General features: G+C 63.1%; 10 protein-coding genes. 5 read left to right on the top strand and 5 right to left on the bottom strand.

Features of this window, described 5'->3' with window-relative positions; translation table 11 throughout:
* Positions 1 to 58: 58 nt before the first annotated feature.
* Entirely contained in the window at positions 59 to 778 is a 720-nt protein-coding gene (locus ACQR13_RS14505) for a haloacid dehalogenase type II (protein ID WP_315751657.1), read from the top strand.
* A 10-nt stretch (positions 779 to 788) separates the two neighbouring features.
* Here the strand turns inward: ACQR13_RS14505 and ACQR13_RS14500 are convergent, their stop codons facing one another.
* Entirely contained in the window at positions 789 to 1,877 is a 1,089-nt protein-coding gene (locus ACQR13_RS14500; RefSeq protein WP_315751656.1) for a methyl-accepting chemotaxis protein, read from the bottom strand.
* A gap of 308 nt (positions 1,878 to 2,185) precedes the next feature.
* Here ACQR13_RS14500 and recJ point away from each other — a divergent pair, with 308 nt between their 5' ends.
* Together recJ and ACQR13_RS14490 are read left to right on the top strand one after the other, a co-directional pair.
* Entirely contained in the window at positions 2,186 to 4,027 is a 1,842-nt protein-coding gene (gene recJ / locus ACQR13_RS14495) for a single-stranded-DNA-specific exonuclease RecJ (protein ID WP_315826890.1), read from the top strand.
* 869 nt (positions 4,028 to 4,896) lie between these two features.
* Positions 4,897 to 5,904 (top strand): serine hydrolase domain-containing protein, encoded by a 1,008-nt coding sequence (locus ACQR13_RS14490; RefSeq protein WP_315712112.1) that lies wholly within the window; start codon positions 4,897 to 4,899, stop codon positions 5,902 to 5,904.
* 152 nt (positions 5,905 to 6,056) lie between these two features.
* Here the strand turns inward: ACQR13_RS14490 and ACQR13_RS14485 are convergent, their stop codons facing one another.
* Positions 6,057 to 6,458: a hypothetical protein gene (locus tag ACQR13_RS14485; RefSeq protein WP_316192595.1), complete on the bottom strand. Its 402-nt coding sequence runs from the start codon at positions 6,456 to 6,458 to the stop codon at positions 6,057 to 6,059.
* A gap of 280 nt (positions 6,459 to 6,738) precedes the next feature.
* Between ACQR13_RS14485 and ACQR13_RS14480 the strand changes: the two genes are divergently transcribed.
* Complete coding sequence (locus ACQR13_RS14480; protein ID WP_316202037.1) at positions 6,739 to 7,536, top strand: NYN domain-containing protein; 798 nt, start codon at positions 6,739 to 6,741, stop codon at positions 7,534 to 7,536.
* Between the two features lie 119 nt (positions 7,537 to 7,655).
* On the opposite strand, the gene ACQR13_RS14475 is transcribed toward ACQR13_RS14480, so the two are convergent.
* The 3 genes from ACQR13_RS14475 to ACQR13_RS14465 form a co-directional block, all read right to left on the bottom strand.
* A complete protein-coding gene (locus ACQR13_RS14475) occupies positions 7,656 to 9,743 on the bottom strand; it encodes a GmrSD restriction endonuclease domain-containing protein (protein ID WP_434843000.1) in 2,088 nt (695 codons plus the stop codon).
* 131 nt (positions 9,744 to 9,874) lie between these two features.
* Positions 9,875 to 11,095 (bottom strand): lytic murein transglycosylase, encoded by a 1,221-nt coding sequence (locus ACQR13_RS14470; protein ID WP_316202035.1) that lies wholly within the window; start codon positions 11,093 to 11,095, stop codon positions 9,875 to 9,877.
* 60 nt (positions 11,096 to 11,155) lie between these two features.
* Positions 11,156 to 11,710 carry a MarR family winged helix-turn-helix transcriptional regulator gene (locus ACQR13_RS14465; protein WP_315751650.1) on the bottom strand — a complete coding sequence of 185 codons (555 nt, stop codon included), beginning with the start codon at positions 11,708 to 11,710 and terminating at the stop codon, positions 11,156 to 11,158.
* Between the two features lie 54 nt (positions 11,711 to 11,764).
* Between ACQR13_RS14465 and ACQR13_RS14460 the strand changes: the two genes are divergently transcribed.
* Positions 11,765 to 12,235, top strand: a complete 471-nt coding sequence (locus ACQR13_RS14460) for a carboxymuconolactone decarboxylase family protein (protein WP_315751649.1) — start codon at positions 11,765 to 11,767, stop codon at positions 12,233 to 12,235.
* Positions 12,236 to 12,291: the final 56 nt, after the last annotated feature.

Genomic DNA, 12,291 nt, shown 5'->3' with positions numbered 1-12,291 from the left:
TTCCGGGTCTGCGCGCTGTGCGCGCATCCGGAATGACGAAATTGGAGAGCGACTCAGCATGTCCGACCTGTCCATGGTCAAGGCGCTGGTGTTCGATGTGTTCGGCACCGTCGTCGACTGGCGCACCAGCCTGATCAACGACTTCACCGCGTGGTCGAAGACCCGCGGCATCCAGGGCGACTGGACCGCGCTGGTCGATGGCTGGCGCGGGCTCTATGTCGGCTCGATGGACGAGGTCCGCAGGCATCCGGAGCGCGGCTACGTCATCCTCGACGTGCTGCACCGGCGCTCGCTGGAGACGCTCGTCGCCCAGCTCGGCATCACCGGCTTGACCGAAGCCGATCTCGATCATCTCACCCGTGGCTGGCACCGGCTGCATCCGTGGGCCGACAGCGTCGCCGGGCTGACCCGGCTGAAGTCCAAATACATCATCGCGCCGCTCTCCAACGGCAACGTCGCGCTGCTCACCAACATGGCGAAGTTCGCGGGTCTGCCCTGGGACCTCGTGCTCTCCGCCGAGCTGTTCGCGCACTACAAGCCCGACCCCGAAACCTATCTCGGCGCCGCGCGTCTGCTCGGTCTTGCGCCCGGCGAGGTGATGATGGTCGCCGCGCACAACAATGATCTCGAGGCGGCGCAACGCTACGGACTGAAGACCGCCTTCGTCGCCCGCCCCACCGAATACGGCCCGCTGCAGAGCCGCGACTTCGACGCCACCGGCGCCTGGGACATCGTCGCCGATGATTTCAACGGCATCGCCGACCGGCTCGGCTGCTGATCGCCCTGCCTCACGCGCCCGACACGATCACGCCATACCAGCCGAGCCCCTTGTAGGTCTCGTAACCGGGCGTGGCGTGGAACGCGACCATGCGCCCGGAGATGTCCTGATAGAAGCCACTGCGCTTGCCATCGAGCTTCAGTGAAACGCGCTCGCTGAGAATGCCCTGACCGTCCGAGGATGCGATCACGCGCAGATTGGAATCCACCAGCAGCACGCGGGCCTTGTCGCTCTCGCTGACGCGCACGCCCTGGACGATCGCGCGCGCCTGCGCTTCCCAATCGAAATGGATCGCGAGCACGCCAAGCGGCTTGCCATGCGCCTTGCCGTCCTCGCGCACCGAGGCGCAATAGGTCGCGACCTGGGCGTTGCCGAGCAGCGGCTGGCACTCGACGTCGCCGGCGACGTAGTCGTCGCCCGAGCGCAAGCCCCGCGCCTCGCGAAACCATTTGGTGTCGGCGACGCTCTGGCCGACGACGTTGAAGCGGTCGGCGCGGCCGTTGGCGATCACCTTGCCGCTCGGATCGCACAGCCACAGATCGAGATAGACGGTGTAGGCGGAGAGAATCACCGCGAGCCGTTCGGAGACGTGCGTGACGCGGGCGGCATCGGGCGCGGCGGCGCAATCGACCACGGCGGAGTCGGTCGCCCACCAGCGGACGTCGCAGGTCCGCTCATACAGATTGCGGTCGATCAGTTCGATCGCGTTCAGCGCCAGATCGACCATGCGCTCGCCGCGGGCGCGTTCGGTCATGCGCTCGATCGAGCTCTTCAGATTGCCGGTGCGCGTCGTGAGCTGGCCCTCCAGCTCGCGCGCGATGGTCTCGACGAGTTGGCCGACGGCGCGCACCTCCTGGGCCACCACGGCGAAGCCTGCGCCTTGCGCGCCCACCCGCGAGCTCTCGATCAGCGCGTTCAGCGCCAGCATCTTCATCTGGTTGGTGATCTGCTGGATCGATTTGGTCTTCTCGCAGGCGATCTGATTGACCTCGCCGGTGAGCCGCGCGATCAGCGCCGAGACGTCGGTCTCGTCATCCTTGGGAGTCGTTTGTGCCGGAGCGGCGGAGGGCTGCGTCTTCAACTCGGGCGCGGTCAGCATCGGCAATGAACTCCATGTTGCCGCGCCTCCTGGTCGGCACGAAGAGGGCGGACAAATCGGACGTAATAATTGATTGAAATGTTACGGAGTTCGCCTAATGGCTGTTTAATGCACTCCATCGAACGCAGCTCTAATTTTAGGCAACCAGCCGTATATGGCGGCATTTCCCTGATTTCCTGTGAGTTCCGCCAAGTTCTGGGACGATTCTGGTGGGTTTCATGGATGGAACCTGCTGAGGCAGGCCAGTTGCTGTAGATTCGACTGCGTCCATTTCGAATCGCTGCGCTGCAAGCGAGGCCCCGCGCATCATGGCACCATCCGCCCTTGCACTGCCCCTGAGCGCCCCGCAGGCGTTCCTGGGCGTGCGGCTGTCGCTGACCAACAAATTGTGGCGCGACCGGCTGGATGCGCGCGGCGCGGCGCGCGCGCTTGCGATGGTGCAGCGCTATCAGTTGCCCGAGATGCTAGCGCGCGTGCTCGCCGGGCGTGACGTCGAGATCGACGCGGTCAACGACTTCCTCGATCCGACCATCCGCAAGCTGATGCCGGATCCGTTCACGGTGACGCAGATGGAGGCGGCGGCGCAGCGCATTGCCGACGCCGCGGTCAAGGGCGAGAAGGTCGCGATCTTCGGCGACTACGATGTCGACGGCGCGACCTCGGCGGCGCTGCTCGCCTGGCATCTGCGCCATTGCGGGCTCGATCCGCTGATCCACATTCCCGACCGCATCTTCGAAGGCTACGGCCCGAACGTCGACGCCATCCGGGCGCTCGCCGGCAAGGGCGCGACGCTGCTCGTGACGGTCGACTGCGGCACCACCAGCCTCGAGCCGCTGGCGGAGGCGCGGCGGCTCGGCATGTCCGTGGTGGTGATCGATCACCATCAATGCGGCGAGGAGCTGCCGGAGGTCGAGGCGCTGGTCAATCCGAACCGGCCGGATGATCTTTCCGGCCTCGGCTATCTCGCCGCGGTCGGGCTGACGCTGGTCACGCTGGTTGCGGTCAATCGCGAGCTGCGCGGCCGCGGCTTCTGGAGCAGCACGCGCCCGGAGCCGGATCTGCTCAGCATGCTGCATCACGTCGCGCTCGGCACCGTCGCCGACGTCGCGCCGCTGATCGCGCTCAACCGCGCCTTCGTCGCCAAGGGCCTGATCGCGATGCGCCGGCGCGACCATGTCGGGCACACCGCGCTGATGGATGTCGCCCGGCTCAACGGTCCGCCCGAAGCCTGGCATCTCGGCTTCATGCTGGGACCGCGCATCAATGCCGGCGGGCGCATCGGCCGCGCCGATCTCGGCGTGCGCCTGCTCCTGGAAAGCGATATCTCCGAAGCCGCGCGCATCGCCGCCGAGCTCGATCGGCTCAACAGCGAGCGCCGGATCATCGAGCAGCAGGCCGAAGCGCAGGCCGAAGCGGAGGCGCTGGCCTCGCTCGGGCTGGAGGACAAGGGCGCCGTCATCGTGACCGCATCCGAAGGCTGGCATCCCGGCGTGGTCGGGCTGGTCGCATCCAGGCTCAAGGAAAAGTTTGCCCGGCCGGCGTTTGCGATCGCGCTCGAGCCGGGCGGCATCGGCACCGGGTCGGGCCGCTCGATTCCGGGCGTCGATCTTGGCAAGGCCGTCCGCCACGCCGTGGAGCAGGGCATCCTTATGAAGGGCGGCGGGCACGCGATGGCCGCCGGCGTCACCTTGCGCAAGGAGCGGTTGGCCGAGTTTCGCGCCTTTCTCGAAAGCGCGCTCGCCGCCGACGTCGCCGACGCACGTCACGTCAACGAGATCCTGATCGACGGCGCCATCAGCGCGCGCGCCGCGACACCCGAGCTGGTCGCGACGCTCAATCGCGCCGGTCCCTTCGGCAGCGGCAATCCCGAGCCCATCGTGGCGCTGCCGTCGCATCAGCTGGTTTACGCCGACGAGGTCGGGCAGGCGCATCTCAAGCTGCGCTTCAAATCCGGCGACGGCGCCGCCGTGAATGCGATCGCATTCCGCAGCGTGGGCCAGAAGCTCGGCAACGCCCTGGTTCAGCATCGCGGCCAGATCCTGCACGTCGCCGGCACCCTCACCGTCGACCGCTACCAGGGTGTCGAGCGCGTGCAACTGCGCGTGCTCGATGTCGCCGTGCCGGACCATGGGCCGGCGATGATCAGGTAGAGCAACATCGACGAGTCGTCCCGGACAAGCTGCGTGCGTCGTCGAAGCGCCGATCCTGACCCATATGCCGCAGCCGTTGTTGTGAGAACGAGATGCCCACCTCGATCGTGCCTCGAACTGCTCCCGGTAGGTATGGGTCCCGGCGCGGAGGCCGGGACGACATCGGAGTATGACGGCCGTCGCGCTTCCCATAATGCGCGCATGATTTCACATCCCGCCGCGCCATCGCGCCCGAGTGATGCATCGTCAAGGACCCTCCCGATGAAAGAGGGCGCAGGGAATGCCGGGTGAAGGCCTCACCCATGGCCCGCCTGCAAACAAAAAGCAGGCGGCAGTCACCACAGGCAAAGCCGTTTCAACCGGCATTCCCTGCGCGGAGGTCTTAACGCTTATACGCGATCTCCCCGGTGTCCGGCTTGTTAGCCACCGTCGCCCCCGGGATCATCATCTCCCAAGAGCTTGGCGCCAGCATCGGGGCGCCAGGACCACGCGATTTCACGTCCGCAACCTGCCGTTCGTCCGCGTACATCGAGCACGCTGCAACACGATCGCGGCCACCGCATCCCGCCCTCCACGTTCATGACGATCGCGAAACGTCCCTCTCATGAGGACGGGATGCGGATGTTATTTCCGATTTTCGGAACAAAAGCAAGCGGAAAGTTTGAGGGCGGGGCTGGCTGCGGCGGCCATCTGGCTGATGCTGCGGGTGAAAATAAAAAAATTGCAACGGGGCATGTTGCGTCATCGAGCAGTGGAGATCCGCGGCCATGCAGACAGAGACATCGATGGCCGGTGACCTCTGTACCGTCCGTCGGTCTTGCTCTAGCATTCTCGACATCGGTTTTGTCGAGACGGGAATGAACGTGCCAATGCGACGTCCGCTTGCCGTGCTGGCAATCCTTGCGATGGGTTGGTCCTGGGCTCAGGCCGAGCCGGGACTGCATTGGCGGACGGCAAGCCCGGACGAGACGCCCTGGTCTGCACCGATCGCACGCGAGGTGCAGGAGTTTGCGGTCGAACAGAAGCCGACAGCGATCATGGTCGTGAGGGACGACGACATTGTTGCCTCGTTCGGCGATCTCGGTGCGAAGGTCAATGTCCGGTCCGTGCGCAAGAGTCTGCTCAGCGCGTTGTATGGCATCGCCGTCGAAGCCGGCCGGATCAACCTCGACAGCACGCTTGCCGCGCTCGAGATCGACGACGTTCCGCCGGGGCTTTCGCCGGCCGAGCAGACCGCGACGGTGCGTCAGCTACTGATGGCGCGCTCCGGGGTCTATCATCTCGCGTCCTATGAGACGGGGCAGATGAAGCAGAGGCGGCCGGCGCGCGAGAGCCATCCGCCGGGCAGTTTCTGGTACTACAACAACTGGGATTTCAACGCGCTCGGCACGATCTATCGGCAGTCCGTCGACGACGTGTTCGCAAGCTTCGACAGACGGATCGGCCGGCCGATCGGGATGGAGGATTTCTCCGCCGCAGACGGCGTGTACGTGAAGGAAGCCTCCTCGTCGCATCCGGCCTATGTGTTTCGGATGAGCGCGCGAGACCTGGCGAGGTTTGGCCTGCTGTTCCTGAACGGCGGACGCTGGAATGGGGCTCAACTGATCCCGCCGACATGGGTGACGGAATCGACCAGCCGTCTCTCGGACACCGAGCAGCCCGGACGGGGTTACGGCTATCTCTGGTGGACCTTCAGCAGCGTCCGATCCGGCATCAGCGGCTATTTTGCCTCCGGCTACGGCGGACAGCAGATCGTGGTCGTTCCCTCGAAGCACCTGGTGGTCGTCGAGCTGGTCGATCTGGCCGTGAATCGGACAGGCGTCCGAACGCAGCGCTTCCTCGATCTCGTCGGCAAGATCAGCGCGTCGGTTCCTTGAGCAGGACGTCGATGGCCCTGGCGATCAACCTCCGATGCGATTGATTGCGTCGTGTTTCCGCCGGTGCGGATCGTGGCCGAACGCAAGCTGCCGCTGCGACCGCGTAGGCGTTCGGTTCCCAGGGGAAAGGATGACGTCAATCGCGTCGGATGCTAGCGCCAGGACGGCTTCGGCAGATGATCGGGACTGAATTTTGCCGTCGGCCGGGGCGCGGGCGGAGATGGGGCGTCGTCGGACGCCGAGAACAGCAGCAACGCCTCGAACGGCACGTCGGGTGCTTCCGCGGCATAACCGGTGCACGTGACGGGCGTGCCTCTGCAGCATCCTTCGAGGCTGAGCGTCAGCTCGTCCGGGCCGAACAACGACGGCTGTCCCGGGGCATGGCGCTTCGTCCTGATGATGGCGGTGAAACGATCGCCATGGGCCTCGTAGCTTCCGGCATAGCTCAGCACGGTGTCGCCGCCGCACACCTTGCCGCCCACCAGCTCGACGATCCCGGTTCCCTGGCCTTTGGGGGTCCTGAACCAGGCCGAATAAGTGCCTTCCTTGATCATCTGCCGCAGATCCCATCGTTGGGTGGGCGCATCGTTGTGCGACCCAAATTAAGGGAAGGTGAAAACGATCGCCAGAACAGGCCGGGAACCCGGAATTTGTTCGTATACGAATGGTGGGGGGCGCAGCAGCGCATATCTCTGTGGCCTCTGCACGCCGCGCCTCGCGTGGCCGCGCCCTGTCGCGCATCGCGAGTCCCGTCATTCGCCTCAAGAAAATCATTCGAATGGACGTCGGTCCGCGTATAAGGAATGAGACCAAGGCCTACTCAAGGACCATCTGATGCCGTCCGAACCCCGCTCGCCGCGTCTGGCCGTCCTGATCGACGCCGACAATGCCTCCGCCAAGATCGTCGACGGGCTGTTCGAGGAGATCGCCAAGATCGGCGAGGCGAGCGTGCGCCGGATCTATGGCGACTTCTCCAGCCCGCGCTCGAGGCCGTGGGCCGATACGCTGGCGCGCCACGCGATCGTGCCGCAGCAGCAGTTCGCCTACACGACCGGCAAGAACGCCTCCGACATCACGCTGGTGATCGATGCGATGGACCTGTTGCATAGCGGACGCTTCGACGGCTTCTGCCTGGTGTCGTCCGACAGCGACTTCACCCGGCTGGCGGCGCGCATCCGCGAGCAGGGCATCGACGTGTTCGGCTTCGGCGAGCAGAAGACGCCGGAGAGCTTTCGGCAGGCCTGCCGCAGGTTCATCTACACGGAGAATTTGCGCAGCGACGCGGCGAGCAGCAAGGACGCGGACAGCGCTGCGGCGCCGAAGTCGCTGCTGCCGATCAGCGCGGCGACGCCGATGATCAAGAAGGTCATCACGCAGATGGAGAGCGAGGACGGCTGGGTCGCGCTCGGCGAGGTCGGCAAGCAGCTCTCCAACCTGGTCTCCGACTTCGATCCACGCACCTATGGCTGCCGCAAGCTCAGCGACCTCGTGCGCAAGACGGGCGGCTTCGAGATCGAGGAACAGTCCAAGGGCGGCGGCTCGGTGCGCATCCGCGTGAAGGCGGCGAGCGCGTCGCAGCCCAAGGCGCGGGCGTCGAGGTCCGGCCACCGCGAGGCGACGGCCAAGCCGTGATCACGCCTGCGCGTGTTGACATCAGGTTGGGTATCTCGCTGCCTGCAACAATGGCGCTGGATTGTAAGATTTGACCGAGCAGAAGTTCGGACCCGTCGCAACAAATCAGGGTTCGTGGGCTAACTTCGCTCCCGCGCTTGCCTAATAATCGGTAGAGACTTTTCGATGTCGTCTAGATCATAAACTGAAACCAAAACTCCTCCCTCGTAAACGGCATTCACGATAAATTTAAATTCCGACGTATCTCGCGCAATTGATAGGGGGTCATCCACTTCATTAAATTCAAGGTTGAGCAATAATGTCAGCCGATTTTTTCTTGGCAAAACTTCGAGAAAGAAGTCGGGTCCATGATAGCTAATAGATTTATCCTCAGCTAACTCAATAATGTTGTTATCGATTTCTTTGAGTTTCGTACGAAGAACGTCGAATAAGTATTTCGCGTGCTGAGTCATGGGTATCTTGCCCACATCTTGCTGCAACGATTGCGCTCTCATTTCTTTCTCTCTTGCAATGTCAACCAGGCGCTGGTCGACGGTCAAGGAAGGCCAGATAGAAAGTGCTTCCGTTGCTAGCTTCTTTCCTCTTTTCTCCATTTCTTCAGATGTCCAGACGGACTGATCTCGGATAAACCGATTGAGTCGAACTGAGCTTTCCTCGAATCCGCCTCTGATCGTTTTCTTTTCGGCGAAGGGGCGATCGGAATAAGTGCTGTTGTACCCGGTGAGAGTTAGATTCCCAAGGCGATGAACCCATTGGCGCTGGATTTCGCGCCAGTTGTCTCCGAGCATTTTGCGCCATTCGAGCGAGAGCTTCGGATTTTGAGGCATTACATGTTCGATCGAATATCCACTCGTGTCGGTCGGCTCTCTGTTCCTATTATTCTCTAGTCTATCAAGGAGATCGAAGCAGACGCGCTTTCCGTAAATATCCCGTTCTTCCAAGGCGTTCCTGAATTCTTCGTTGTCGGGAAATCGATATGCATCACGCTGCAATGCCAGGCCGACCAGAAGAGATTCAAGTGGGCGGGATGGATCGATACGATAGGCCAGGTTCGCAAAAACCTGCCAGTAACCTCGGGTTTGTTCGCCGCAAATTGCACGGCGAAAGACGTAGCTATCAAGCAATTCGACGGCTCTAACGAAGTCGGATTCAACTAAGCTCCCTGCATCGTGACACGCATAAAGGCGCATGATCAACGTGGCGGGTACATCGACCTGCTTGCGTAAGTTAGAAAAGGGCTGTTTCAACGGACCGGGCGTGTCGGTCCCGATACTAAAGGCTGCATGATATCGAGCAAACGTTAGAAGCTTCTGCAAAAACGTGCCTAGCGCAAACGTATCTGTTCCGATGGAGCTGAATTCTCGCCTAAACGCTGAATATATGTTCTCGGTCTTTTCTTGTTTACTTGCTTGTGTATGTAGAGCTAGAAAATCGCGGACGAAAGCATCAAAGGTTTTTTCGGACCCGCGAAATAGATTTTCGATCTTGCACCAATACTGGTCGTAGAAGCGGGTCTGGTCCTGCTCTTGCAGGCGCATCAGGATAAAGTTGCGGATTAGATCGGACTGACTAAGGTCCATGCCTGTCGAATTTAAGCTCTCAAAGATCAGCTGTGGATCGTCGACCCCTCTATCCAACGTCACGTCAACGATGATCAGTCGGCCGATGCCTCGATATACGGTATCTGGATCAGAAGACTTGAGTTGTTCCTTAAAGAACTCGTAGTTGTCGCGGATTCGGTCTGATGAGTCGGCTGGTAACTCGGCTTCGTCGAGCAGGGCGCGAAGCGTGGCTTGATCACGCCGTCTTAGTACGAGTTTATGGTGGCGTGGACCGTCCTCCTGAAGGTTCTTAAGAAAATACGCATCCACTCGTCTGGCGGTTGGGCCTTCGTCTGCCCCGCTCCAGTTGCTTTCCTTTATATGATCGCGTAGCGCAACAAGGAGCAGAATCAACGTTGTTACGCGCTGTTGTCCATCCACAAGAAGCCACCGCGTAAAGCCTGCAGAAGAATCGCCTGTCGAAATATAAACGACAGACCCTAGAAAGTGTCCACGCTCGCTGGGATCGGCGGCGATCGCAACCAAGTCCTTCCAAAGCTGCTCGCACTGCGTCTCGGTCCAACTGTAGTCTCTTTGGAATACGGGGATTACGAACTGGGTGATGCCGTTTATGATCTTTGTGAATGGTCGATCGATTGCCTTCATGGAATTGTCCGTGCTCATGAAAATGGATTGTGACGCAGCCATTTTGTCGAGGCGGTGGGCATGCGGCAATCAAAAATGGCTCGTACAAAAAAATAAAAGTAGAGGTGGTTTGCGCACTGGAGTGCGAGCGCTTACCCGCCCTGTCTGAGCTTCGCCAGCACCTTCAAGCCGCCATAGCCGTCGGCGGGGGTGATACCGGCCTTGGCCTGGAAGTCGCGGATCGCTTTCATGGTGTCGTTGCCGACGCGGCCGTCGGTGCCGCCGGTGTCGAAGCCAGCTGCGGTCAGGCGCTTCTGCATCTCCTGCACCTCGGCCAAGGTCAGCGCGCGCTCGGAGCCGGGGAAGGGCTGCAGGAACGGCGGTGCCCCCAGGATGCGGTCGCCGAGATGGCAGATCGCGAGCGCGTAGCTCATGGCCGGATTGTAGGACTTCACCGAGTAGAAGTTCGGGCCGAGCAGGAAGGCGGGGCCGCCTGCGACCGGGATCCAGAGCTGCGCTGACGCATTGGGCTGCGGGAACGGCTGGCCGTCGGCGCGGGTGACGCCGGCCGCCTGCCACGCCGCATAGCTGCGACTGCCAGACATGTTGCCGGGCGCGCGCACCTCGTAGCCCCAGTGCTCGCCGCGGTGATATTTGCCGCGGTTGACGAGATAGCGCGCGGTCGAGCCGAGCGCGTCGTCGGGCCGGCCGAACGGGTTGATCTTGCCGTCGCCGTCATAGTCGAAGCCGACATTGAGCCAGACCTCGGGCATCCATTGCGTGTGACCCATGGCGCCGGCCCAGGAGCCGCGCATCTCCTCCGGCGTGCTCCAGCCGTGGTCGACGATCTTCAGCGCATTGGTGAGCTCGGTCTCCCAATAGGCCTTGCGCCGCGGCTCGTTCCAGGCGAGCGCGGCGAGCGCCGGAAACACCGGGCGCATGTGGTTCTGCTGCACCAGGGGATCGCCGAACGCGGACTCGACGCCCCACAGCGCGAGAAGCGTACCGCGCTCGACGCCAAAGTCCTTCTCGATGCGGGCGAACAGCGCCTCGTTCTTCTGCAGCGCGATCTTGCCGTTGATGACGCGCCAGTCGGAGACGCGACGGTTGATGTATTGCCAGAGCTGCTCCTTGAACTCCGGCTGGTTGCGCATCTCCTTGAACACGGTCATGTCGGGCTCGAGCCGTGCCATGACGCGGGTCCAGGTGGCCTGCGAGATGCCCTTGGCAAGCGCGCGGGCGCGAAAGCCGTCGCGCCAGGTCTCGAATTCGGCTGGGGCAGCCGCTACCGGCAGCGCGGGGACGAGCAGCGCGGCAGCGCCAAAGCCGGAGCGGAGCAAGGCGCGGCGGGTCATGGAATCGGGCTGGGTCATGGCGCCAGTCTACCCGGTAAGGGCGGGGCGCGGCAAAGCCTTGGGAGCGGCGGGAACCCGCTAGGCGCCGTGGAGGTCGGCGGCGACGTGCGCCAGCCAGCGGCGGATGGTCGCGAGCTCGCTCCGTTTCAAGCCGCGGGCAAGCCTGCGCTCGATGATGGTGGCCTGCCGGCGCGCCTTGGCCAACAGCGCCAGCCCGCGGCGCGTCAGGCTCCATCGCAGCATCCGACCATGGACGGGATGCGGCGTGCGCTCGATGGCGCCGTCGCGTTCGAGATTGCCGATGATCACGTTGACGGTCTGCGGCGTCAGCAGCGCGACGCGGGCGAGGTCGGCGCCGGACAGCCCGGGATAGGCCTTCAGCATCGTCAGCACCACGAATTGCGGATGGGTCAGCCCGGTTGGGATGAGCGCGCGGTCGAGCGACAGCCGCGCCGCGGCCTGCGCCTGGCGCAGCAGATAGGCGAGGTAGCCATCCTCGCCGCGCTTGCCCTCGCCGGGCGATGGCGGGCGGGCCGCCGTCCTGGGTCGAGTCCGGGTTTGACTCCTGGGCCGACGCGCGGGGCCGGCCTTTCGCGGCGCTCGCGCGGTCGTCAATTCCGGTGCCTTGCGCATATCATCAGAGCCCTGATAAGTTGTCAGACATCTGATAACACGAGAGACAGGCCCATGTCACATGCGCGAAGCGAGTACACCGCGTTCCGGAGCCAGGCGCCGGAGCTTTACGATGCCATCCTTGCGGTGAGTCAGCAGGCGGCGAAGGCCGGCCTCGACAAGCAGTTGCTCGAACTCGTCAAGATCAGGGCGTCGCAGATCAACGGCTGCGCATTCTGCGTGCAGCATCATGTGCTGCTGGCCGAGAAGCTCGGCGTGTCCGCCGACAAGATCAATCTCGTCGTGGTGTGGCGCGAGGCGCCGCAATTCTCGGCCCGCGAGCGCGCGGCGCTGGCGTTCACCGAGGCGCTGACCACGCTGCAGGGCGGCGTCAGCGACGAGGTCTATGCTCAGGCCCGGGCCGAATTCTCGGAAACGGAGCTGGTGTTCCTGACGTCGGCGGTCGGCGTGATCAATCTCTGGAATCGCTATGGCGTCGCCTTCCGCTGGACGCCGGCGGAGCGGCCGGTGCGGGCGGCTTCGTGAGTTGTCCGGAACCGCAGCACGGCCCGGCGGATTATACGCGGGAGGCAGAGGAGGCG

Source organism: Bradyrhizobium sp. HKCCYLRH3059, from assembly GCF_051168035.1.
Classification (GTDB): domain Bacteria; phylum Pseudomonadota; class Alphaproteobacteria; order Rhizobiales; family Xanthobacteraceae; genus Bradyrhizobium.
This window is presented reverse-complemented; position numbering and strand designations above follow the sequence as displayed.

Coding starts and splice junctions, on each gene's coding strand:
- ACQR13_RS14505 (WP_315751657.1), top strand. CDS start 59: ATGTCCGACCTGTCCATGGTCAAGGCGCTGGTGTTCGATGTGTTCGGC.
- ACQR13_RS14500 (WP_315751656.1), bottom strand. CDS start 1,877: ATGCTGACCGCGCCCGAGTTGAAGACGCAGCCCTCCGCCGCTCCGGCA.
- recJ (WP_315826890.1), top strand. CDS start 2,186: ATGGCACCATCCGCCCTTGCACTGCCCCTGAGCGCCCCGCAGGCGTTC.
- ACQR13_RS14490 (WP_315712112.1), top strand. CDS start 4,897: ATGCGACGTCCGCTTGCCGTGCTGGCAATCCTTGCGATGGGTTGGTCC.
- ACQR13_RS14485 (WP_316192595.1), bottom strand. CDS start 6,458: ATGATCAAGGAAGGCACTTATTCGGCCTGGTTCAGGACCCCCAAAGGC.
- ACQR13_RS14480 (WP_316202037.1), top strand. CDS start 6,739: ATGCCGTCCGAACCCCGCTCGCCGCGTCTGGCCGTCCTGATCGACGCC.
- ACQR13_RS14475 (WP_434843000.1), bottom strand. CDS start 9,743: ATGAAGGCAATCGATCGACCATTCACAAAGATCATAAACGGCATCACC.
- ACQR13_RS14470 (WP_316202035.1), bottom strand. CDS start 11,095: ATGACCCAGCCCGATTCCATGACCCGCCGCGCCTTGCTCCGCTCCGGC.
- ACQR13_RS14465 (WP_315751650.1), bottom strand. CDS start 11,710: ATGCGCAAGGCACCGGAATTGACGACCGCGCGAGCGCCGCGAAAGGCC.
- ACQR13_RS14460 (WP_315751649.1), top strand. CDS start 11,765: ATGTCACATGCGCGAAGCGAGTACACCGCGTTCCGGAGCCAGGCGCCG.